The organism is Nostoc sp. (assembly GCF_054880495.1).
On record NZ_JBTYKD010000223.1, the window covers coordinates 36,557 to 59,048 of the forward strand.

Here is a 22,492-nt window from a genome sequence, read left to right on the forward strand (position 1 = left end):
TAAAACCATACTTGATTGATTCTGACTTCTGAATTCTTGATTTTTATATGAAGAAAGGAGCAATTATCTTGGCATCTAATAATTCTGTGCGAAGAACACAATCTCAAGTTCTGGCTAAGGCGTTCGCGGCGATTGGGCGCAAGTATCAGCATCAAATTTACGCGGCAGGTACGGCGACAATCATTGTCATGCAGTCGATGCCTTCTTATGGGTGGGGCTTGTTCGATTCGGCTCAGACAGCAATGACTTGTATGTTCGGCGGCGCTGGTGGTATTGGTGGCGGTGGTGCGGCGGCGGCTACTACCGCGATTAAAGCACTTCCCGCAGTTATCAATGCAACCATCACAGTGCTTTTGTTTGTATACTTTGTGGCTTCTGGGCTTAAGGTTGCCAACGGCATTGGTGAAGGACAGGAAGTAACGCAGATGGTTCAACAGCCCGTAGGCGTGTTTTTCATAATCCTGGTGCTTTGGATTGCTCAAAGTATCTTATTTAACGGCGTTACAGCCGCTTGTTAGTGATGAGCGAGTACAATAAATCGCCCATCAAACGGGTGAATCAGTCACTTGGTCAAAATGCAACAATAGGCATTTTTACTGGCTTTCAGTTTGCAGTCGCCTTATTTATGTTTGGCGTGGGCTTCATCATAGCGATTATGTTTGGGGCAGGAATAGTTTGGGGACTGCTGGCTGGTGTTTGGTTGAGTGCAACTGTGATAGTTTTATCTGGCAAACGTCCTTACTTGTTCTGGTCAAGAGTGTTCCCAAGCGTTCCAGTTTTCACTCGTGGCTATGTCAGATATTCTTCGCCCCAAAATAAAAAAAGGGCGGGTGTCAAGGGGATGCCTAAATTATGGTAAAAAGCAATATTCGTAATCAAAAAATAGTTCCCTTTGAAGACTTTTTAGACTTAGCAACTTTAGTAAAATTAAAAAAGGGGAACTATCAAATTGGAGCTTACTTGTTGAGCAAAAAACAAGTAAGCGACACGAACAACACCCTGCAATTAGTATTCGGATATGAATGCACTGGCTTTCACCCACTGTTTAATTCATCAGAGAGACTAGAGGCGATGGCCAAGGCTTTTGAGAACGGCTGTAAAGAGTTCTCGTCGGGTGAGAAATTCACGTTTAGATGGTCTTCGTTTTGCGACGAAGAGAAAGTGATTGAAAGCTATCGCCAGAGACTAGATAGCCCTGTATCTCAAGAGATAGAATTTTTGGATTGGGGGCAGGTTGCGCGGATGCAAGAACTGACGCGTAATTATCAGCGTAAGGATATCAAGCTCAGTATTTACACGACTTTTACTGTCCGCCCAGGAGGGACCGAAGGTGGTGACGCGGTAGATAGAGCGATAGTTAAGCTGGCGAACTTTTTACAGCGCAAATTCACCCCAACAGGAGCAACCGAACTCACTCTTCAAAACTTAATTCAAGTTCTTGAAAAAGCGATAATTGTCTCTTTGCGCCATCAACAAATACTATCTGAGATGGGCTTGTTCCCCTCGCCAAAATCAGACAAGCAATTGTGGGGCGACCTAGTTTCTAGAATGGGTGCGAAGCCGACAAAAGTGCCCCATGCTCTAGTTTATGATACTGGCGAATTAAAAGAGGAATTTAGCGAAGCCGCGCCCAACCCATCGCGGTATAACGACCAATTACACGCTACATCCGTACTTCTGAATAACGGCATACCCTACGCGGACAGACGCTGGGTATGTTTACCCCACCAGAGTACTGACAAAAAGAAGTATATCGGCGTAATGACGCTTGCCCAAAAACCAGAGGTATTTGCTTCAACCCATCAGCAAGTACGCTTTTTATGGGACGTATTCTCACGCGAGGTTATTTATGATGTCGAGATAATAACAGAGATTAGCCCAGCCGATCAAAAAATGATTAGGCTTACCCAACAATTGATTACAAGACGGTCAATAAATGCCTCCTTTAGCGCCAGCAAAAAGACTATTGACGTAGGAGCGCAAATTAATACGGAGCGGTCAGTCGATGCTCAGAAGCAGCTTTACACGGGTGATGTCCCGGAAAATGTAGCTGTGACAATCCTTGTTTATCGCAACTCTCCAGACGAAATCGACGATGCTTGTCGGTTGATTTCAGGCTATATCAATCAACCTGCTGAGTTGATTAGAGAAATGCAGTATACATGGTCAATCTGGCTTGATACTTTGCTATTGAGACAGCGACCGCAATTTACTTTTCCTTTCAACAGACGTGCCACTTTCTTTGCCAGTGAAGTAATTGGTTTAACGCCAGTCGTCCAGACAGCGCACGGCGATAAACAAGGCTTTGAATTAGTTGCTGACGAGGGTCAATCTTCGGTTCACATTGACCTGTGAAAGCCGAAAAACATGATGGTAATTGGCACTACCGGGAGTGGGAAATCGGTAATAATTGCCTCTATTATTTATCAATGCTTGGCGTTGGGAATGTCAGTATTAATGATTGACTTGCCAAATGATGATGGTTCAGGAACCTTTGGAGACTTCACGCCCTACTTTAATGGGTTTTACTTTGATATCTCTAAGGAATCAAACAACCTTGTACAACCGCTAGACCTATCGAAGCTTCCTGAGTCGCAGTGGGAGGAAAGAACAAAAGCCCATCGGAATGATATTAATTTAATTGTGCTTCAATTAGTTTTAGGAACGCAAAAGTTTGATGGGTTGCTATCACAAACTATCGAGTCTATTATACCTCTAGGTACAAAAGCTTTTTATGAAGATGCCGAAATCCAAGAGCGATTTGAATTAGCGCGGAAAGCGGGAATTAATACCCCAGAGTGGGCGAATACTCCCACCCTAGTAGATATGGAGAAGTTCTTTTCTCCTGAGTGTATTTACTTGGGCTATCAGGATGACAATGTAGAAAAAGCACTAAACTACATCCGCTTGCGCTTACAGTACTGGCAGGCCAGTAGCATTGGTAGCGCAATCTGTAAGCCTTCAACCTTCCAGGCAGATAGCCAGTTGATTACCTTTGCTCTGACTAATCTGCAATCAGGGAAAGATGCAGAAGTGTTCGGGATGAGTGCATATATCGCCGCGTCTCGGCAATCCCTTTCGTCGCCCAACAGCGTGTTTTTTATGGATGAGGCTAGCGTCTTGCTGGGTTTTTCCGCCTTGTCGCGGCTTGCGGGTCGGAAATGTGCTACGGCTCGTAAACAAGGCTGTCGGGTGTTTCTGGCGGCGCAGGATGTGATTTCTATTGCTAAATCGGAGGCGGGAGAACAAATATTACAAAATATGCCATTGCGATTGATTGGGCGCATTGTCCCAGGTGCGGCTAATAGTTTCTCTGAGTTACTGGGCATCCCTAGAGAAATTATTGATAAAAACGAAAGCTTTGTCCCTAATATTCAGCAGCTATATACTTTGTGGCTGTTGGACTACAACAACAAGTATGTGCGCTGCCGCTATTATCCTTCGTATCCCCTGCTGGCGTTGGTTGCTAATAGCAGAGAAGAACAAGCAACGCGAGATAAGTTCAAGAAAATTCACAGTGATAAGTTTACCTGGGTGGCAGAATTTTCTAAATATTATGTCGAGTGCATCAAACAGGGAAAACCATTATGAAGGTTCTATCGTCAGTCATTCATACGAAGCTATTGGTGGCAATACTCGCGGGTGTCGTGTCAATAGGAGGCTTTCAGGTTTGGCAATACAACCAAGCTCAATACGCAAAATTTATTAGCGATTCAAAGATAAATTGCGGTGTCGATATAGAATTAGGCGAAGATGCCGTTCCAGCCAACGCTCAAACCAATCAAAACCAATCTTTCTTAACTCAATTTCAACAAATCTATAGCAGCTTGCAGACTTACATTAGTAATTATCAGAAAGAATTTACTAAAAGTTTGGGCAAGTTGTCAGCTGAATTAACCCAGGCAATTGAATCTAGCGTTGGCGATTTGGGTATTCCTGATCCCCTAAAAGCTGGCAAGAATATCGAGAAAGTGATTCAGAAACAAGAAGGCGCGTTGCTGATATTAGACCCTCGCATTCAAGCCGACAATGCTATCAAGGATTGGAACCAGCAATATACACGCGGTCAGTCAGAATCAGTACTAGGAGTTGAGGGTCAACGAGTGCAATCGCAAGAGGCAGCAATAACTAATGATGCCACTGCTCAATCAAGCGAAAATGCTGCCGCCGCCCAACAGGATGTTATTACCCAAGACATTCTTAAAAAGGTCGCTATTCAAAACTTGCAAAATGTTGTGATTGCCAAGTCTATCCACTCAGAAGCACAAGAGCAATCCCGTTCCTTGGCTGTTGCAAATATTAACCTTGCCGATATTTCAGACAGGCTTGATGAGCAAGCTGCGGCGAAGGATCAGGAATCTAACGCCGCTACTCGCCAGATAATCCAATCTGCTGCCGCTAACGATTCATTCTGGAAGAATCAATAATCGAGTCACAATAACGTTACGATAACTCAAATGATAACGTTCTTAGTTATTCTTTTTGCCCAAACGACAGGGCAAAAAGCTGGAGAAGATACGGGTACTACGAATTCAGGCGAAATAGTCGAAGGCGCTATCTCAGGCGCAGACCTAATCTATAAATCGTTTGAGAATGATTGGCTAGAATTAGCATCTGGAACAAGCCCAATTTATACGGCTGTCGTCGCTGTTTCTACCCTCGCGGCTGTTGTGATGATTGGCTTTGCATCATTTGGCTGGTACAGGAAGTATGCAGAAGAAGGGTTTGGTTTTGATTTTATCTCTGAGATGGTTTTACCCTTGCTAGTAATTGCAATGCTTAGTAATAATGGGTTCCTTCTCGCTAATGCAACAGTCGCTTTGAGAAACGTTTCAACTGGGCTAAATAGGAGTATTTTAAGTATTACGAGAAATGGGGTAAACCTGAGAGATGCGATACGGAATGTTAATGCTGATCAAAGCTTTGTTTTAGCCGCACAATTAGCTATAGCTAATTGCGAGAAGAAAAGAGAAAAAAAGCAGGAAGGTGAAGAATTGAGCGAGAAACAAGCTTGCATCAAAGATGCTGTGGAAAATGCACGAAAAGACGCGCAGAAAGCTAGAGAAAAGACTGGCGCGGGTTCTGGAGGAGGAAGTTGGAACCCCTTAGACCTTAGCGGCGAACTAGTTAACAGCGCAATTCAGGGCTTTGTTTATGTCATTCTCAGTGGGGTATCGGCAGCTTTTCAGTACATTGTCCAACTGTCATTCTTAATGATTGCATTTGCTGCCCCAATCTTCCTAGTTCTATCTTTGCTGCCTTTTCAAAGCAAGCCTATTTACGCTTGGCTGTCTGGCTGGTTAGGACTGACATTAGTTCTTATTTCGTACTCCATAACAGTAGGTATTATTGCCAGCGCAATAGTCTCCAAACCTTCTAGCAATCCTTTGCTAATGCAACTTTTGCAAGCCATTTTCTCGCCATTACTCGCAGTAGCCATAGGCACTGGTGGCGGAATGGCTGTATTCTCAGCTTTCACTAGTGGGGTCAAATTCTCAGTAGGACTACGAAGATGAAATTCTTAGAGAGGAAAGAGTTAAATTTTACCCCAATATTCCTAATAGTCAATGCTGTTTTATTAACGGTTTTATTATTCATAGAAATTATCAATTTTGCTCGGATAGGGACAATTTATAAATCGAAAGCCTCGACCCTTGTGGAGTTATACGATGGCGAATCTATTAGAGTTATTCCTATAGGTAGCCAGGAGCGATCGCCGCAAGCTATTACACATTTTGTAGGGCAGACAATGACCGGACTTTTGAGTTGGAATGCTCTACCAAAGCCAACCGATGATTACAAGAAAGACCCCACCAAACAATTAAAATTAGATCCTGGGGTATCAACATCGAAAGCCAAGATTACTACCAGTGCATGGGCTTCAGGCTTTGCATTGTCAGAAGATTTTCGCGCACCATTCCTTGAGGAGATAGGTAATCTCACACCGCCCGATGTCTTTAATGGGTCTACGCAATCAATCCTAAAAGTCAGCCTAATCAGTCAGCCGACTCGGATTAAGGATGGGCAATGGAAAGTAGATATGGTAGCCGAGATTGTCGTTTTCCAAGGCAGCAATTTAGTTGGTAAGCCCATCTCTTTCAATAAAACTGTATTCGTCAGGGCGATTGATACGGCTGCCATTCCTAGATTTGCATCCGATGTTCAAGAAACCGCTTCTCGCGTTCGGAAAGCTGGGTTGGAAATTTATAAAATCCAAGATTTAGACCTATGATCCAGAACAGCCAGGAACCCTTACCGTCGGCAACTATTGAGATAGAGTCGCAAGATTTTGCCGCCATGAACGGGGCTAAAACCTCTTCGATTAATGATTCAATTCAACCAGAACAGAACCCCGCACCAGAGGAAATCGTTACCACTCGAACAGTCTCACAGTCTCCACTCTTAAAAATGGGCGTTGTTGCCCTAATTTGCCTTCTCTTCGTGACGATCATCGGGGCAATGCTAGGCAACTCAATGAATGTGCTGAAGTTTTCCAGTAACAAAGTGCAGCCGCCCAAAGCCAACGAGCAAACGCCAGAAACAGAAGTAGTTAACGAGGTAGGCAAGGATAAAACAGCGCTTGCCCTGACTAGCCAAAATTACGAATTTAAAAAGATTCGTGAAGAGAAGCCAAGCCCAACGCCTACCTCTAGCCCAACCCCAGTAGCTGTAGCGCCTGTTACCCCCACCCTAAGAACAGTGCAGCGCGGACAACAGCCTGATTCCGTTACTAGCCATCCAGCGCCTAGAACCTTTGCCACAGCTAAAGTATTGCAACCTCAGCCCCAGCCCCAAATTGCCCAGCCAGTCAGACAATCTCCTCAATCGATCCCCCTCCCCCAAGCGAACGTCGCAAAAATAGATCCCACTCAGCAATGGCTTATTGCTGCCAATGCTGGCAGTTTCAGCAGTTCAGCCGAGGAGCCAGAAAGTGAGGAACCTACTAAGACGAATGGAATAGAAGGAGGCACAGTCGGAGCTACGCAAATAGCCCAGAACACAACCATTAATTACAATACAAAGCGCGTACTCGTCGGCAGCACCGCAGAGGGCAGATTAGAAACGCCGATCGCCTGGGGTGCTGGTGATACTGGCAACCAGAACTACTTAGTGAAAATATCGAAACCCTTAAAGGCTTCTGATGGTGGCGACGTACTACCCGTGGGCGCTTATCTGGTTGTTCAACTAGCAGAGTCCAATGGTTCGGGTTTCGCCAAACTACGCGGCGTTTCAGTCCTAATTAACTCTAATGGCGACACGCAAGAGAAGCCGCTACCGCCAAACGCTGTTTTGATTATGGCTAAGGATGGCAATTTTCTCAAAGCACAGTCCCGTAAAGGTAGCAACCTGGGTAACAATTTTATTTCTGGGATCGTCGCGGGAGTCGCCAAAGCTGCCGAGGTACAAAATCGCCCCATAACTCAAGTCAGCAGCAACTCTAATGGCTTCTCTACTAGTTCCACTACCAACGGTCAAAAAGATTTATCCGCCGCTTTCGGAGAGGGTGCATTTAATAGCGTTCTCGACAATATCAAAAATTCAAATGTTGCACGTTCGCAACAGTTAAGCGGTAGAGAAGAAGTGTTCGTGATTGACGTTGGTAAGCCAGTGCAAATATTCGTTAATCAAACAATATCGCTGTAGTCACGATAATGTTACGGCAACTAGGAAAAATGTTAAAGAAACTCGCTATTGTTACAACCCTCTTAATAACTACTGCCTCAAGCGTGTCGGCAATGCCCATCCGAACGGTTTACGAGAATGATGCAAACTCCAGCGCTATCGAGTTAAAGGTGTGGAAGGGCTACGGATTAACTATTAATTTGATGTCTACCGGGGAAACTATCAAGCAAGTTTGGATTGGCGATCCAAGTCGCTTTGCTTTTACATCGAACGGTGGCTTATGCCCAAAGCAGTCCCGCGATTCTGAATGTACAGGAGGCAAGGCGACCGTAATTTTTCTTCGCCAGATTAACCCGATCAACTTCCCCGTTACATCTAGTAGCAATGGAAGCACTCAAATTACATTGCTTACCAATGAAAAACAATATCAATTTAAGATAGTCCCTGCTACCGGCAACCCAGCTTACACGAGTTTGATGATTAAATCGGACTCGGATCGACCCCTGCCAATTACCCGTCCGCTACCGCTAACAGTTCAAAAGCTGCAATTAGCGCCACCAGTAGTCCAGCAGCCCTCGCCGTCGCCACAAACAATAACAGTCCCGCCGCGTCAATCTGTTGCCGCTACCGTTTTACGCCCCAATCCTGGGACTACGTTAAAGGTTGCGATTCAAAGGAACGATGCCAATGCTCTCGCTTTTGGGCTAGCAGAAGCGGGGCGCAAAGGTCAAGTTAAACCCGGATCTACGACATGGAATAAAGTTCAAGATGCAATTAAACTATTGCGGCGCGGCAAAACTAGAGACGAGGCAATCTCACTTTCTAGAGTTGACAAAAACACCTTTAATCAATTACTGGAATGGGGGCAAAATTGAGCAATTTGTTAAGGTTTATTCGTAAAAAATCTGACTAATACCCACGAAAATCATGCAATCTAAACTATTCCTACTAGCCGCGATGGCCACGTTACTGCCGCTTTCCACCTTGAAATCATTAAGGGCGGACACCCCAGTGGTTGCTCCAACAATTGATTACTCCCAAGGCTTGTACAAAACGGCTGCCCCCGACTGGTCGAAAATTACATGGGATACTTTGCTGCCCGTTCAGCAGCCTGGATTTTTAAAGATACCTAAAAACCTGATTTTGGTTTTTGGATATGACCCATCGCGTTCGTGGACAGCAGGGCAAAAAGTAGACTCTGTTGTGATGTTGGGCGATGCCGATGATGCCTTTAAGATGTCTGCCTTGAGCTTAAAGTCCATTAGCACGGTGGCTTTGCCCACTACAGCCACAACCACCAAACCCACCCTCAAAGACTTTGGATTAATGCAATGGCAAACGCCAAAAACATTGGTCAAGGCGATGCCTGAATTAAGCAATCTGAGCCTATCAGAAGTTCCCCCATTAGCGGCTCTATTTTCTAAGAATGGTGCTGGACTGGGTAGCAGCACTATTTCTCAAGCCATAGCCTCAAATCCTCAAGCCGCAAACCTGACACTAGATAAGATTGACCTAAGCAAATATTCGCTTGATTCAATTCCTGGGTTGGACAAAACTCAGTTAGGGAAATTTAAATCATGGCAGCAAGCCTATGTCAATCAAATTCCTAAATTAAGTCAAGTTCCCTTTGATAAAATGCCTCAGCCTATTAGCTCTGATATAGGCGTTGTGGGGATTGCGTCGGTTGTACTTGGTACGGCTGAAAAAGGCGATGCAAAGGCAGGTAACAATTACTTTGTTTCTGGACGTGTTGTCAGAGGCGACCGCACCGTTCCCGTCGCCTGTCCTCCCGGCAAGGAATGCTCGTATTTAGAAATGGGTGATTTTGCTGGCAGTCAGGGCGGCTTATATGGTAAGCGTTGGGCATCTGGTTCATCCCAGATAGTTAAGGGCGGCTATGGGTTCCTAGCAGCAGTTAATGGGGGCAAGGAACCCACGGGGCGGCTAGTGTATGGTAGGGGATTCAAAGTGGCGCTAACTGGAGTTAATGAATCCAAGGGGACTGCCGACTTTGGCTTATTCTTTAGGATCTGTGCGCGACCGCCATTCCAACAGAAAACTTGCACTCCTTACTTCATTGGGCCCGTGCCCTGGTTGCCCGTGAGCGAGAATGATTTGGTAATTGTGGGCACTGGGCGATGACAGAGACTCCTAAGACAGAGGTCTATCCAAATCAATTCATTCCCCCAGGCATTGAGTCGGCGCTATTTTCCCCCGCCGGATTAGGGGTACTCGCTTGTGGCGCGGTGATTGTAATCGCCAAAATCATCGATAGTAGGGGAGGGAAAGCCAAGTTAGCCACTGCCAGATGGGGCGGGACGGTAGAGAAAACGGCAGCTCGGAAATTGGCGTGTAAGCAAATTCAGAAGCGAAAGCATAACCGAGTATCGCTGTATGTAGGGACTCCCAGAAATACAAGGAGCGAGATTGTCAATGGAATCAGGAAAACGAGTATCCCTGAAGATCCAACAACCCTTTACTTCCCAGAGGCACAGCGAGGCATCCTAGTTTGTGGTGGACCAGGAAGCGGAAAGTCATTTTCAATGATTAATCCTTTGATTCGTTCAGCTATAGATCAAGGATTTCCATTAGTATTGTACGATTTTAAATATGCACAGCAAGAATCTGCTTATTCTGCATCTAAAGGACAAGCCCCGATTCTGGCTGGATATGCTCTCGAACGTGGCTATCAAGTTACTATTTTGGCTCCTGGGTTTGCAGAATCCGCAGTTGCTAACCCAATAGACTTTCTTCGTAGCAATGAAGACTCAGAAATGGCGCGGCAGTTAGCAATCACGCTAAATCGCAATTTCCAACTCGGTGATAAAGATTCTGGAAATAGCTTCTTTACCAACGCTGGCGATCAGTTAGTCCAAGCCGTCTTTATGCTGGCAAAGGGCACAGAGTACCCAGATATCATGATGTGCCAAGCAATACTAGGGTTGCCAAAGTTAGTTAAGCGCATGGAGCAAGCAGAAAATCTGAATTTCATGGTCAGAGAGGCTTTCGCGCAGTTTGTCTCTGTCGCCGGTTCCCCAGAAACAGCAGCTAGTATTGTTGGTACAGCTAGCGGATTGTTCAGCCGTTTTATGGTTCCCTCTGCCCTCGCTGCTTTCTGTGGAAAAACTAATATTCCACTGGACTTGAAGGGACGACAAATGGTGATTTTCGGGATGAACAAAGAGAAGCGTGATGTAATTGCCCCTTTGCTAGTCTCGATTCTGCATCTATTAGTTAGCCGGAATGTGGCTAACAAACGTACTTGTCCTTTTGTGTTGGGGATTGATGAATTACCCACATTATATTTACCAGCACTGGTTGACTGGCTCAACCAGAACCGTGAGGATGGATTAATTTCTATCTTAGGTTTACAAAATCTTTCAATGCTGATTGAATCCTATGGTGAAAACACAACTAATGCCATCTTTGGGGGATGCGCTACCAAGGCATTTTTCAATCCACAGGATGATGTCGCCGCCGAGAGGTTTAGTAATTTCTTGGGGGAGGAAGAAATTAAGTATAAGCAGCGTTCTCGCTCATCAGGAGGCAAGGGCGGCGCAAGTACTTCTAATTCTGATCAAAATAGTACCCGGAAGCTATTTGATGTCAATCAATTTAACACCTTACCAGAGGGAAAAGCAGTAATTATTAGCCCAGGGTTTCGTTCTCGTGGTCAAATAAGTTTGCCAATCTTGCAATCAATTAAGATTCCTCAACATGAAATTCAATCTGAAGTTGACAGTGTGAAAGTTTGGTACGAGTTTCAAAAGTTCTTGTCTAAAGAGTCTACTCTCTTAACTCCAGCAGATGAAGAAATGAAAATCCGCCGCTCCTTGGCTTTAAAATTGTTACCTTTAATAGAAAATCAAGAGCAGTTATCAGAATATGCAAGTCTGATTTAGGCAAGAAAAAGGGAACAGGGAACAGGGAACAGGGAACAGGGAACAGAGAATAGAAAAAATTAGTAATAAATGAAGGCTTTATATGTCAGAAATTAATGATTTTAAAGACTTAAACATTTGGCAAAAAGGGATAGATATAGCTGAGAAATGCTATTTTTTGACCAAACTCTTTCCTAAAGATGAGTTGTATGGAATGGTACAACAAATCAGAAGGTCTGCGGCATCTATTCCAGCTAACATAGCAGAAGGCTATGGAAGAAGATCAACGGCTGAGTATATCAGATTTCTTAACATTGCCCAAGGTTCACTTAACGAATTAGAAACACATATTATTTTATCTCAGAGAGTAGGATTATGTAGCCAAACTGACATAGAATCAATTATCCTTTTACTACGAGAAGAGAGCCGGATGATTATTGCTCTTATTAAAAAGCTACAACAATAAATTCTGTTCCCTGTTCCCTGTTCCCTGTTCCCTGTTCTCTGGATAAAATTCATGTCGCCAAGTAATTTTTACCCTCTCTCCGATTATGACAGAAAACAAATTGCTAAACTACCTCCAGATATAGCAGCCCTAGCAGATAAATATCCGAGCGAGATTTTAAACACTGCTGATAGTTGGGATAACTTACCTTTTGATGATAACTATCTGACTGAGTGCCTTGAAGTTTATAGCGGCGATGCAGACGATGCCAATATTTTTGTGTTAAATGGTGTTCTGAAAGATTATGTCCCAGCTCATGCTGAAAAAAATACATCATCGATAACAGTTATGATTGATGGAGAATTTGCTTACATTGAAATTGAAGGTAGACAGGTTCTTAATAAACTTGGCGGGATAGTTTTACCAGAAGTAGCGATTAATCCTGATGCGTTAATTCAGTCAATTCTCAAAGGTGAAAATAATGATTGATGATGGCGAAGCTCAACAGATCAAACGAGATTATCTAGAAATTTTAGAATCTCTCCTGAAAATTATCCAGGCGAAGGCTAAAGAAAAAGGATTAGAAGCCAGCAAGGATATTCATATTTACTCTAGCTCTAGCAAAGTTTATGAAGGGACATTAGGAGAATCACCTTCTAAAAACTTATTAACGCCGACGATAGTAGAGAACTTAAGAAAAGCTCTGTCTGACCCGAAAAATTCTCAAGGGGCAATTTCCATTAAAATTGGTAATGAAAAAGTATTTCATATTAAAAATGGAGAGGTATTGACAGATAAATTAGGTTTAGCTCCCCCATCACAGAAAAATAAAGTTGTAACTAAGGAGCGAATCTACAGTGTAGAAGCTTTAGGAAAACAAGTGCAAGTATTGCAGAAAAAACTAAGCGAACAACAAAAACTTGTAGATAGTATCAAATCAGAACAGCTTTCACCCGAATCTTTATCACAACTAGCTGCTCAAGTTGCCGAAATGAGTAAATCCTTGGAGAAGCAGCAACAGTTGATTGAAAACACCCAAAAAGCATTGTCACAGGTAAATGAATGGTTTTTACCACAAGTCCAAAATACTAAACTCCAAAATTGGGTTGGGTCAGTTGAACGTCAGGTTAAGAAAACAGCTAAAAACGCATTTGAGCAAGTTTTGGATGCTCTGACACCGGAAGTCACGAAGCTTAGAAAAGAAATTGGACAGATGAAAGCTCACATAGAGCAACAAGTTACTAACCGACTAGATGAAGTCAGAGAAAACACAGATAATGTCAGGGATGAACTCAATCAACAAATTGGGAACTTAACTCAAGAGTTACGTACACAGGTAGACGGTGTTAAAAACACTGTTGATCAAAGCCTTATGGGTGTCAAGTCAGCTATTGACAATACTCGAACTGAACTACGGGCTGCTGTTGATGATGTTAAAGGTCAAGCAATTGAACAGAGTGTTAAAGCAATGCTGAATATCTTGGGCAAAGATAACCCTGATGGTTCTAGAAGCTTCAAAAGTAAAACTTTTGATTTTGAACAGCAAGACGGTAATGTAATCGTTCGTGCCAAAAACGGCGAGGCTGTTCTCACTGATGCAGTTTTATCGCCTAATGTTTCAGAGCAGCAGTTACAGGCACTTGATAAAGTTCAATCTGTTGTTGATATACATAATAAAATTGAAAACAATGCTCAACAAAACTTGGAATCTAGAGGTATAAAGAGATAGAAAATTGCGTCATAAAAGTGGAACGGGTAAGAGATGATGATGGGGAATAGGATTGTGGGGAAAGGGGAAAGGTTTTGAATACATCCTTTCCCCTTTCTCTCAGAAGTGTTTATCGTCTAAATCTGCTTTGTTTGCTCTCATGGGATTGGGGGATTTCCAACAAGATCATAATCCGGGCTTTGTCCTCTTTAATCAATTGGCGAACCATATTCATTTTCTGTTCAAAAGTTAAAGATAAGTCAGCTTGACCAACTCTAGAAAATAACTCGTTGACTTGATCACCTTTGACTTTTTCACCTTGAGCATATTTCCCTACTTCGATAAATAAATCTAACAGTTGTTGTTTATCTAAATGCTGGAGCATCTGCTTTAAAAGTGACTCGACATTTGTTGTAATTTGTTCCTTGTGTTCGACTGCACCAGCAGTTTTTTGTTTAGGACACTATCGGCTTACGTGGTGGTGATATCGTGGCAGCACGTTGTAAATGATTCTGCTGTTGCCAATCCTTTAAATGCTTTGCTTGATGATTTAATAACTCAAAGATAAGTGGCCCCTGAGCAACGAGAAGATCATCAACGCCTTTATCTGGCCCTGGCAAGCTAATCACTTTCACCTTGGCTCCAGCTTTTTGTAATAATCTTCCAGTTACGGAAATATCTCGCTCAATATTGAGCTTCGTTTCAGGCTTGGTTTCATAGTCAAAGCAGAATTTGATTTCTCGAGAAGGTGTGGCGAAAACTGCTAACTCCTCATGCAGATAAGACTTGCCAATTTTCTTGCCAAACTCATCTTTGGGAGTTCGATATCCTGCTGAAATCCCAGGTAGCCCAATGGCAGCATGACCCTGGCTCAACAGACTGGCTGCTTTCTTCGCACCCTCCGTAATCGTAGCTGGTATGTTGTATTTCCAAACACAGTACCAAAATCCCGATTTGCGATCGCTATCACTGGGGTTCACCTTGTGTTTGGAGTAAATGCGTTCGGCAATATCGTCAGGGACATCTAGCAAGAAGATACTTAATTCAACTTTTGGGGGATGCTCATATTTAATGAATTTCCCTTCAATTATTTGATTATTCTCATCTTTTTTGGGTCTTGGTTGATTTGGCTTGTAGCATCCCCATCGTTTAAGAGTTGGTTTATCACCTGGGGTTAAATCAGCGAATGAACGCGCATCAACTCCAGCATCACACCACCATCCTCCAGCATCAAGATGAGAATATGCTCTGATTAATCCCTCCGTTAACCTCCCGGTATTTGTACGATTAAGTTTTTCACTAACCATGAGTCTTTCCCAAGACTCATGCTCACCACCTGCATAGTTGAATTGAAGACTTTCAAAATTTTTTGCCGCAATATCAGGATGGATAGCGCTATCTTCAAACTCTTGCCAGTGCTTTGGTTCAAGAAAATTGGGAATGTCTTTACTTTGATGTGGTGTCCAAAATGCTTCTGTTGGGGCAGCAGATTTCAGTACTGGCTTGGAGATATGAGGTTTTGTAACGGTTGGTGGTAATTCTATCTCTTTTAGCTTGACTACAGGTATTTCTGTCGTCACCTCTTTTTGACAAATTAGCTTTGTTTCTGGCTCTTCTCCTGATTTAAGAGTTTTCAGTACTGGGTCAGACTTCAGTCTAGGTGCTACTAGCTCATCACTTATATTTATAGTTATCGCTTGCTGAGGCGAAAGTTGGCGCTGGCGAAGAGTTGAATTATGAACCTGTTTTCGTAGCAATTCCAAAGCATTATCTTTGGCTTTCGACTGTTGCGCTAACCAGAGCAACTGCGTTGGATCTTCGGTGTAAATTTTTAATTCATGCCTTGCACGGCTGGCAGCAACATAAAAACTTTCCTGCCCAATGGTGAAGTCTGCCGAAATTAACACCCGATCCGCAGTCTTACCCTGGCTACTATATGTTGTACTCACAAGGGCATAGTCTAAGTTTTGCGCCTGTGCCAAACTAATGCGTTCAGTACGCTCATCAGCATATTTAATCTGGACTATGTTCAGGTCGATCCCTGTTACAGTAAATTCCTGCCCGTTGCGTCGTCCCAATTGCCGATCATTTTTCTTCCATTGCAAGCGATCGCCCACAGCAATTTCAATCTGGTGACTCTGGTAAACCGCTTTCTCAAAAGCCGTGTCTACATCCATTACCTGACGTTCATCACTTCTTAGTGTCAACTTATCAGTAGTTCGACCTACCACTTCATATAATTTGCCTTTCTCTAGCCCGCGACGTTTATAGTCCCGTGTCGGCATGACTACATCCCCAATTTCAAAATTATGGGCAAACCGCATCTGCACTTTTGTCAGATTTTTGGTTTGCAATTGGGTGATGGTTGCAGTTTCTCCCAAAGTTCCCTCATCTTTTAACTGAGAGCGAATCGCTTGGGTAAGGGCAAGTCTTTCCGTGTTGGTTCCGGCTAAGACAAGCGTTTTGGCTCGTTGCTCTGGTGTCCCTACTATATAATCACTGGCGATCTGCTCTATTTTGGATTCTGAAGAAACAGTCTTGATAGAACCATTTGCTAACAAATGTTCAAAACCCGCTTCAATTCTACCTTCAGCGATTAAATCTACTGCCAGCTTCAATTGAGGGTCTTTTTGGCGCAACGATTCATTGAGGTGTACGGTTTTGATTCCTGCTTGCTGCAACGACTTGAATGGATTACCTGCTGATACTGCTGACAACTGCCGAGTATCACCAACTAAAATCACCCTAGCTTGAAGTAAGGTAGCTCTTTGTAGGACTGCATGGGCATCTTTAGCACTGAGTAAACCCGCTTCGTCCACAATCCAGATTTGATTTGGTTCAATTTCCTGTGGTTCCGAAACCAAAAGCCTAGCAACAGTTTCAGACTGAATTTCTAACTCTTCGCTCAAAACCTTAGCAGCAGAGGAACTAGGGGCAAAGCCAATAATAGTGTATCCGGCATCTGTGGCTATTGCTTTCAACTCTTTGAGGGCGAAAGTCTTGCCAGCACCAGCTACCCCCTGCCATGCAATGAACTGGTCAGATGTTGTTGCAGCTAATTCTACTGCTTGGCGCTGTCCGCTATTTAGTAAGGTATTCTCTAAGTGGTTTTCGACTACTTCCGAGTGGGAAATGGAGCAAAATTTACATTGACCCTGCTGCATCAACTCAATCGTCGCCAACTCCCGCCGCACTGCTGTCATCGTCGTAAATTGGTGAGTCAACCCTGGCAAAGCGATTAACTCCTGATGTTCTCTAATCAGCGGTGCGATCGCTGCTACATCATAAGCTAAACGTTCTTCTAGGATGAATTTTTCTAAATCCTCTTGTCTAAAGGCGACATTTCTCTCACTGAGATGTGCGATCGCTAAATCCAAAACCTCTGCCAAACTTTTCTCATTGGCTGGTATATCCTGCCTTGTAAAAGAAGGCTTAACAAACCTAATCCCTAACGCCGCAGCTTCTGACTTCCAGAATGCAACTAATTCTGATTCTGGTAGTTTTTGCTTACGCTGGCGGGTATCATCCCAGATTTTCTCACGTTCTGCCCAAGTCGAATTAGCCCCAGATAAAGCGATTATTTGTTGTCGTCGCTTAGAAAACGTTTCTAAATCTTCTGACTTGAACCCTTTGATATCAAACTGCCCATGTAAACGAAACTCCACTTCATACCCTAGTTTCTGCACCTCACGCGCCAGATAACTTTGATACGCCATTCCCAAGAATTTCTTATTGGCGAATATCTGATTATTGCCCAGACTCAACCATCTACCATCTGGGGTTTGAGTCATATTCATCACCAAACAATGGGTGTGCAGATGTGGATCTAAATCCCGGCTTTCAATGTGGTCAAACTGAGCTACCACCAAGTTACCAGTGTTGACTCTATGGCGTGAGTCACCCTCTGTAACTCTGGTATAGGCATAACGTTCTTCCATCAGTTTTATTACTTCAAATAATGCCCGATGGTGAGCATCGATTAAACGTGTATCCCCACCTACCAATGCCATCAAGCTCACGCTTTTGGGGGCAGAGAATGTACAGTCTAATGCAGCTCTCTTCGTTTTTGGTTTGACTGCCCTGGCATTTAACTGTTCTTTACCATCAGGCGATCTCCCCTCAATCACATTTTTAAAAGCGTCTTCGTCATCCACTGCCCCTGACAAACCCAATTTTTCAGCACCTTGACCACTCCAAAGTGACTTTCCTTCGTGATAGTAATTCTTGATGAAGTAGTTCACTGCCATCTCTGAGGAGACGTTAGCCGCTGTTAGCATGGCTTACCCTGACTCTGGACAAAACATAACTTAATACTCCTTCAATTCCACTGACAGAAATTCTGTTTATTTTCTCTGCTGGGAAGATAATCACCCTTTAAATAACTATTGAATGTCGTTGTTAACCCACATCATCAAATGTAACCACGCTTGATGACGAGTGAAAATATTTTAACGCTCATTGTATTTTTAGTTTTTTCTCCAAGAGGTAATTGATATTTAATATAGCAAAAAAAGCGAACATTCTTTCCGCCAAATATGGCGTACTGTGCGTCAGAAAAACATGGATTCCAGGGCTTAGACCCTCTAAAGCGTATTTTAAATTAGTAGGAAAAGATGGGGATAAATCGAGTGACTTCCGAGAAGTTCCGGGAAGTTCCGGGAACTATTGGGTTTTATTAAGCTAATGATAATTGGTTACTAGATGATGTTTAATATGTAATAACATCAGCGATGAATTTGAATTTGTGGAGTGGGATATTGGGATAAATTGGGATAAATTGATGAGAATTAGTGAGGATTGGTGAGGATTGGAAACTTAGGCGATTTTCCGGAAAATGCACAAATCAGTGAAATAAAAGTGCAATTGTAATGGTTCCTAATTTTTATTTACAAATGCTGAAATCATTACGGGATAGGCGCTTTAGCTTTTTAGGAATAATTCTTGATAAAGAGTGAAAAACAGGGGAAATTTTTTGTGGATTTAATGTTGAGCCTTGATCCAGGAACTTCAATGACGAAGATGGTTTATCGTGTTTCCTTGGACATGTCTTCTAAGCCAGAATTGCTGTGTATGGAGCCAGAGTTAGTTAAGATTTCTAGAGACTCGCTCTCTTTATATGAGTCTGGGCAAATTAATCGGCCGAATCCAGAGAATGAGGCTTGGATAGAGTTAAACGGAGAATATTATGCGGTTGGGTTTTTGGCCCAAAAGTATTTTGAAGCGCGAATCAATTTTTTAGAACTCAAGTATGAGAACGCGATTCCAAAAACTTTGGCAGCAGTGGGGGCAATAGCGATTAGAGAAGGATTGAAGTCCAACCTTGATTTATCGTTGGGACTGCTGTTGCCTTATGGGGAGTGGGAAGACAGGGAAAGATTGGAGATGGGTTTAACCAAGGCACTGTCTAGCTTTAGCTTTCGAGGTCAACAATTTTGTGTAAATCTGATCAGCTTTCAGTGTTTGCCGGAGGGTGGGGGACTGGTATTGACGCGAAGTAAAAAACTTGGCACAGATTTTAATAAAGTGAACATTGCTGTGGTCATGCTAGGTTTCCGGGATATATCAGCCGTAATCTTTTCTCGTGGTATATCAACTGGAAAAACAGAAGGTTTGGGTTTAGCCTGGATGCTGGAGAGAATCAAAAGCCGAACATCAGGACAGAACTTACATGATTTGTTAAAGGCTGTTCATCTATCAGGTTCAGCGTTAAAACCGAGATACTTTAACACCTTGGCTCGGAGTAAGAATGCTGAGTTTAAAGCTGAGGAAGTAGCACAAATTGTTGAAGTAGCGGAGTTATCTCGGAAAGAATACTGGAATAAAGTATCTATTTGGCTGAGTATGAATATTCCTGTTGATATTCAGCAAGTAATTATTGGTGGGGGAACATCGGAATATTTAGTTGCTGAGTTGAAAAACTTATTTACTTATACCGAGATTTCATGGGCGGCAGAATTAGAAGAGGATGTGCGCTTGGCTTTTAACCTGCCGATTAAAAAAGATGCGTTGTGCTTACGTTTCACGGATGTATACGGATTATTCCGTTATCAAAACGCTACATCAGCTATTTCAAACCATCGTGCGTCCTAGTAATTTGCTCGTTTTAAAGGAATATTAGCAATGTTTTCAGATGTTGAGTTTCGCTTACGAAGTAGAGTTAAGGCTGATAGCCCCGAAGCAATGCTGTTTAAGTATTTAAACTCGAGAAATACTCTTTATCCTGCTAAGGATATGGTGATGATTGCTATTAGCAGCTATTGGCTTCCTTTAGCCTATCAAGCTGAAGAGCAACCCGTAGATTTAGAACCACACATTCGTGCTTGTCTTTACCGCCTTCAACTTCACTCTTCATATCTGATGGGACTGCTGGGAGAAATCCCGTCTCAGGCAGCCACGATGATTGCAGTAGACAGAAATTCACTTTCATCACTTTCCCTTCCATCCAATATTCCCCCAACAGAACCATCTAAGATTCCCGCAACAGAACAAAGACAGTTAAAAGTTGACTGGTTAAATCCTTTTTCAACTTTATCTAAATAGGAATTCATGATTATGTATCAACCACAAGAACTTTTTAACAACCTCTCACCATCCGAAATTAGCCGGACTTTACGCTTGAGTGGGATACCTGAAAAAGAGTCATATACCGAGAATGATGCAGACAGGTTTCGTGAATGTCGCACTTTAATTGAGCAGGGTGGAACTGACGAGGAAGTAATGGCTCTATTATCTCCAGTTGTTGACAATGCACTGTCAGAAACTCAGGGCAATTCCTCGTCGTCAACGAAGAATGGGGGGAAAAAACAAGGTAGGAAAGCCCAATTACCATTAGATATCACTGAATTACTAGTTATTGCTCGTGAAAGAGGCTATAAAATCGCACTTTCTCAGGCTTTAATAATTCTCCAAGTCTGCGGACTATCTGAGCAAGATGAGTATAGCCCAGATGAGTGCGAACGCTTTCTTGAAACCTACAAATCAATAAAAGAGCAAAACAAATCCTTTGAAGAAGTTGCAGCCAGCTTAACAACTCTAGGTAAAAGCGAAAATTCTCAACAATTAAAATTAGATGCAGTGATTGAGAATGTTAGTGAAAAAGCTGTAGCGGCAAGAGAAGATTTATCTAGCTTGATTGATAAAATTACTGCTGCTCAGGCTGAAGAAGCCCCAGAGTTAGTTCAATCACTTTACCTTAAAAATGTTGCACTGAAATTACAACAGAGCGATTCTGAAAATAACCTCTTCGCTCAATTAGAAGAAAGAATCATGGCGAGAATCGCCGAAAAAAAGCAGCAGAGGCTACAGTTATCTGGAGTGACTTGGGAGACGACACCCTTACCATCTTCTTCGCCCACGCCGATGCTGTCGCCCAACGCATTAGAGAATGGAACGAATACCGATTAAAACAAGAAATTGCAGCCAAAGAACGCACTATTGATATTCAAGTCGAAAAAGCCTCCGATGCTAAAGCCAATAAATTAGCTGCCCACAAGCTGGAAAAAATACAGGCATGGAACGAAGCACAACTAGAACGTCAAAAACTTCGTCAAAAACGCTTTGAACAGTTCAAAGGACTTGTTTTTTGGCTCGGTGGTTGGGTCGGTTCTGGCCGCTCTGGTATTTTCTTTTTTGGCTCTGCCATGTTAGCTTCTGCGACTTTTGCAGGAGTAACAATCATTAATCTGCCAACAAATCTTTCCTGTCATGATCGCAAAAGTCCCTGTTATCTGGTATATCAAATGCGATTTAACAATAAAAGTGTGATTCTTCCACAACAGACCAAGGATATTATTGCTGAGTATGAGCGCAATAAGAGTAAACCTAAACGGCGCAGATAATTAATTTATTAGAGGAGAAAATACTGTTAATTCTCCTCTAAGCAATTTTTTTAGTCAGGTATAAGTCATTCCCTACAAGCTTTTGAAGCCATTGGATATCTGTATTTTTAGTCAGGTTTTCAAGTATGTTTTGTATTGCTCTGAGTTGCATTCCAGAAAGTCTAGATAGTCCTCAGCAGCGAAAGCGATTGATGCTTTTATCAAAGAGCTATGTGACAAGAAACCTTAATATCTAGTAGCGGATTAGTTTTATGCAGGAGCAAAAGACGTTAGAAACTTATCAACAGGCGATCGCAGTTTCATAAATTGCGATCGCTGCTTTACTTAACGATGCGTAACCGCCGTAGGTATCGCTTTTTTCACATATCCAGATAAAATCACTGTATTTGATGGATAAAAACTTTCTTTACAGCCTAACCTCACCTACTTTAATAGGAGGTGTCCTTATCGAAAGGTAAGCTGTCAGCATCCTCAAAGTTCCGCAGGTCTTGTTCCATCTGAATCCGGCGTTGGGCGTAGGTTCTGTTATCTTCAATCCTTCCTCTCATCTGCCATGCACCAAAATTAATACCCTTTTCTGCGTATTTAGCAGACACTTTGTTGTAATCATCAACCTCGATTTTCTTACGCCACTCAAGCTGTTCTAGGGCACTTTCACTGATGCCAATTTGACGAGCGTATTCTACATATTCAGGTCTAAGCGAACCGTCAGGGTTAAATTCCCTTTTCTCTTGTTCGCTAAAGAAATCGTAGGCTGTGTAGATTAGCCACGGCTCTGGATCAGTCTCATCCAAGTGTTTCCACTCGTCGTATCTCGCTTTTACTCTACGAGCGTAGTCATCGACTGCTTCTGGATTTGCCCCAAGAGATAATTTTTGTTGTCTTACTTCATCTTTTAAAGTTCCATCTGTATTGAATTCTTTCTTATGCATATTTATCCAACGCTTAATTCTCGACATACAAACCTCTCAAAATATTAACTAATTTTTATTAACTT

The 22,492-nt window shown here is 42.8% G+C and carries 21 protein-coding genes; 18 read left to right on the forward strand and 3 right to left on the reverse strand.

The annotated features are described in order from the left end of the window. Positions 1-68 precede the first annotated feature (68 nt). The 14 genes from ACYTXL_RS20975 to ACYTXL_RS21040 all read left to right on the forward strand — a co-directional run bounded on the left by ACYTXL_RS20975 (position 69) and on the right by ACYTXL_RS21040 (position 13,678). Positions 69-518: a hypothetical protein gene (locus ACYTXL_RS20975; protein ID WP_461926412.1), complete on the forward strand. Its 450-nt coding sequence runs from the start codon at positions 69-71 to the stop codon at positions 516-518. Between the two features lie 2 nt (positions 519-520). Continuing rightward, positions 521-859 carry a hypothetical protein gene (locus tag ACYTXL_RS20980; protein ID WP_461926413.1) on the forward strand — a complete coding sequence of 113 codons (339 nt, stop codon included), beginning with the start codon at positions 521-523 and terminating at the stop codon, positions 857-859. Beyond that, positions 853-2,355 carry a hypothetical protein gene (locus ACYTXL_RS20985; RefSeq protein WP_461926414.1) on the forward strand — a complete coding sequence of 501 codons (1,503 nt, stop codon included), beginning with the start codon at positions 853-855 and terminating at the stop codon, positions 2,353-2,355. The genes ACYTXL_RS20980 and ACYTXL_RS20985 overlap by 7 nt, the downstream gene beginning before the upstream one ends. A 12-nt stretch (positions 2,356-2,367) precedes the next feature. Beyond that, positions 2,368-3,591, forward strand: a complete 1,224-nt coding sequence (locus ACYTXL_RS20990; protein ID WP_461926415.1) for a hypothetical protein — start codon at positions 2,368-2,370, stop codon at positions 3,589-3,591. Beyond that, the gene (locus tag ACYTXL_RS20995) at positions 3,588-4,427 is read left to right on the forward strand and encodes a hypothetical protein (protein ID WP_461926416.1); all 840 of its coding nucleotides are present in this window, start codon (positions 3,588-3,590) and stop codon (positions 4,425-4,427) included. The genes ACYTXL_RS20990 and ACYTXL_RS20995 overlap by 4 nt, the downstream gene beginning before the upstream one ends. A 30-nt stretch (positions 4,428-4,457) precedes the next feature. After that, positions 4,458-5,516: a hypothetical protein gene (locus tag ACYTXL_RS21000; RefSeq protein ID WP_461926417.1), complete on the forward strand. Its 1,059-nt coding sequence runs from the start codon at positions 4,458-4,460 to the stop codon at positions 5,514-5,516. Further along, entirely contained in the window at positions 5,513-6,232 is a 720-nt protein-coding gene (locus tag ACYTXL_RS21005; protein WP_461926418.1) for a hypothetical protein, read from the forward strand. The genes ACYTXL_RS21000 and ACYTXL_RS21005 overlap by 4 nt, the downstream gene beginning before the upstream one ends. Next, on the forward strand, positions 6,229-7,644 hold the full coding sequence (locus ACYTXL_RS21010; protein ID WP_461926419.1) for a hypothetical protein: 1,416 nt from the start codon (positions 6,229-6,231) through the stop codon (positions 7,642-7,644). The genes ACYTXL_RS21005 and ACYTXL_RS21010 overlap by 4 nt, the downstream gene beginning before the upstream one ends. Before the next feature lie 29 nt (positions 7,645-7,673). After that, a complete protein-coding gene (locus tag ACYTXL_RS21015; RefSeq protein ID WP_461926420.1) occupies positions 7,674-8,498 on the forward strand; it encodes a hypothetical protein in 825 nt (274 codons plus the stop codon). 52 nt (positions 8,499-8,550) lie between these two features. Then, on the forward strand, positions 8,551-9,765 hold the full coding sequence (locus ACYTXL_RS21020; protein ID WP_461926421.1) for a hypothetical protein: 1,215 nt from the start codon (positions 8,551-8,553) through the stop codon (positions 9,763-9,765). Then, positions 9,762-11,525 (forward strand): type IV secretory system conjugative DNA transfer family protein, encoded by a 1,764-nt coding sequence (locus ACYTXL_RS21025; protein ID WP_461926422.1) that lies wholly within the window; start codon positions 9,762-9,764, stop codon positions 11,523-11,525. The genes ACYTXL_RS21020 and ACYTXL_RS21025 overlap by 4 nt, the downstream gene beginning before the upstream one ends. An 82-nt stretch (positions 11,526-11,607) precedes the next feature. Continuing rightward, entirely contained in the window at positions 11,608-11,970 is a 363-nt protein-coding gene (locus tag ACYTXL_RS21030; protein ID WP_461926423.1) for a four helix bundle protein, read from the forward strand. A gap of 51 nt (positions 11,971-12,021) precedes the next feature. Continuing rightward, complete coding sequence (locus ACYTXL_RS21035; protein WP_461926424.1) at positions 12,022-12,438, forward strand: hypothetical protein; 417 nt, start codon at positions 12,022-12,024, stop codon at positions 12,436-12,438. Continuing rightward, complete coding sequence (locus tag ACYTXL_RS21040) at positions 12,431-13,678, forward strand: hypothetical protein (RefSeq protein WP_461926425.1); 1,248 nt, start codon at positions 12,431-12,433, stop codon at positions 13,676-13,678. Before ACYTXL_RS21035 ends, ACYTXL_RS21040 begins: the two co-directional genes overlap by 8 nt. Positions 13,679-13,787: 109 nt before the next feature. Here the strand turns inward: ACYTXL_RS21040 and ACYTXL_RS21045 are convergent, their stop codons facing one another. Next, positions 13,788-14,042, reverse strand: a complete 255-nt coding sequence (locus ACYTXL_RS21045) for a hypothetical protein (RefSeq protein ID WP_461926426.1) — start codon at positions 14,040-14,042, stop codon at positions 13,788-13,790. Positions 14,043-14,112: 70 nt separating this feature from the next. Further along, positions 14,113-17,934 carry a MobF family relaxase gene (gene mobF, locus ACYTXL_RS21050; RefSeq protein ID WP_461926427.1) on the reverse strand — a complete coding sequence of 1,274 codons (3,822 nt, stop codon included), beginning with the start codon at positions 17,932-17,934 and terminating at the stop codon, positions 14,113-14,115. 706 nt (positions 17,935-18,640) lie between these two features. Between mobF and ACYTXL_RS21055 the strand changes: the two genes are divergently transcribed. From ACYTXL_RS21055 to ACYTXL_RS21070, 4 genes are read left to right on the forward strand one after another with little or no spacing between them, the layout of a single operon-like run. Then, positions 18,641-19,747 (forward strand): ParM/StbA family protein, encoded by a 1,107-nt coding sequence (locus tag ACYTXL_RS21055; RefSeq protein WP_461926448.1) that lies wholly within the window; start codon positions 18,641-18,643, stop codon positions 19,745-19,747. Positions 19,748-19,777: 30 nt separating this feature from the next. Next, positions 19,778-20,197, forward strand: coding sequence for a hypothetical protein (locus ACYTXL_RS21060; RefSeq protein ID WP_461926428.1), 420 nt, complete (start codon positions 19,778-19,780; stop codon positions 20,195-20,197). 12 nt (positions 20,198-20,209) lie between these two features. After that, positions 20,210-21,061, forward strand: coding sequence for a hypothetical protein (locus tag ACYTXL_RS21065; RefSeq protein WP_104899604.1), 852 nt, complete (start codon positions 20,210-20,212; stop codon positions 21,059-21,061). After that, positions 20,977-21,495: a hypothetical protein gene (locus ACYTXL_RS21070; protein WP_461926429.1), complete on the forward strand. Its 519-nt coding sequence runs from the start codon at positions 20,977-20,979 to the stop codon at positions 21,493-21,495. Before ACYTXL_RS21065 ends, ACYTXL_RS21070 begins: the two co-directional genes overlap by 85 nt. Positions 21,496-21,923: 428 nt before the next feature. Here the strand turns inward: ACYTXL_RS21070 and ACYTXL_RS21075 are convergent, their stop codons facing one another. Next, positions 21,924-22,454 (reverse strand): hypothetical protein, encoded by a 531-nt coding sequence (locus ACYTXL_RS21075; protein ID WP_292789385.1) that lies wholly within the window; start codon positions 22,452-22,454, stop codon positions 21,924-21,926. Positions 22,455-22,492: the final 38 nt, after the last annotated feature.

Excerpts from the sequence above, each read along its gene's own strand:
- ACYTXL_RS20990 (WP_461926415.1), top strand. The coding sequence starts at position 2,368 with ATGATGGTAATTGGCACTACCGGGAGTGGGAAATCGGTAATAATTGCC.
- ACYTXL_RS21060 (WP_461926428.1), top strand. The coding sequence starts at position 19,778 with ATGTTTTCAGATGTTGAGTTTCGCTTACGAAGTAGAGTTAAGGCTGAT.
- ACYTXL_RS20985 (WP_461926414.1), top strand. The coding sequence starts at position 853 with ATGGTAAAAAGCAATATTCGTAATCAAAAAATAGTTCCCTTTGAAGAC.
- ACYTXL_RS21030 (WP_461926423.1), top strand. The coding sequence starts at position 11,608 with ATGTCAGAAATTAATGATTTTAAAGACTTAAACATTTGGCAAAAAGGG.
- ACYTXL_RS20980 (WP_461926413.1), top strand. The coding sequence starts at position 521 with ATGAGCGAGTACAATAAATCGCCCATCAAACGGGTGAATCAGTCACTT.
- ACYTXL_RS21005 (WP_461926418.1), top strand. The coding sequence starts at position 5,513 with ATGAAATTCTTAGAGAGGAAAGAGTTAAATTTTACCCCAATATTCCTA.
- ACYTXL_RS21015 (WP_461926420.1), top strand. The coding sequence starts at position 7,674 with ATGTTAAAGAAACTCGCTATTGTTACAACCCTCTTAATAACTACTGCC.
- ACYTXL_RS21075 (WP_292789385.1), bottom strand. The coding sequence starts at position 22,454 with ATGTCGAGAATTAAGCGTTGGATAAATATGCATAAGAAAGAATTCAAT.
- ACYTXL_RS21045 (WP_461926426.1), bottom strand. The coding sequence starts at position 14,042 with ATGCTCCAGCATTTAGATAAACAACAACTGTTAGATTTATTTATCGAA.
- ACYTXL_RS21065 (WP_104899604.1), top strand. The coding sequence starts at position 20,210 with ATGTATCAACCACAAGAACTTTTTAACAACCTCTCACCATCCGAAATT.
- ACYTXL_RS21000 (WP_461926417.1), top strand. The coding sequence starts at position 4,458 with ATGATAACGTTCTTAGTTATTCTTTTTGCCCAAACGACAGGGCAAAAA.
- ACYTXL_RS21055 (WP_461926448.1), top strand. The coding sequence starts at position 18,641 with ATGTTGAGCCTTGATCCAGGAACTTCAATGACGAAGATGGTTTATCGT.
- mobF (WP_461926427.1), bottom strand. The coding sequence starts at position 17,934 with ATGCTAACAGCGGCTAACGTCTCCTCAGAGATGGCAGTGAACTACTTC.
- ACYTXL_RS21020 (WP_461926421.1), top strand. The coding sequence starts at position 8,551 with ATGCAATCTAAACTATTCCTACTAGCCGCGATGGCCACGTTACTGCCG.
- ACYTXL_RS21025 (WP_461926422.1), top strand. The coding sequence starts at position 9,762 with ATGACAGAGACTCCTAAGACAGAGGTCTATCCAAATCAATTCATTCCC.
- ACYTXL_RS21035 (WP_461926424.1), top strand. The coding sequence starts at position 12,022 with ATGTCGCCAAGTAATTTTTACCCTCTCTCCGATTATGACAGAAAACAA.
- ACYTXL_RS21010 (WP_461926419.1), top strand. The coding sequence starts at position 6,229 with ATGATCCAGAACAGCCAGGAACCCTTACCGTCGGCAACTATTGAGATA.
- ACYTXL_RS20995 (WP_461926416.1), top strand. The coding sequence starts at position 3,588 with ATGAAGGTTCTATCGTCAGTCATTCATACGAAGCTATTGGTGGCAATA.
- ACYTXL_RS21040 (WP_461926425.1), top strand. The coding sequence starts at position 12,431 with ATGATTGATGATGGCGAAGCTCAACAGATCAAACGAGATTATCTAGAA.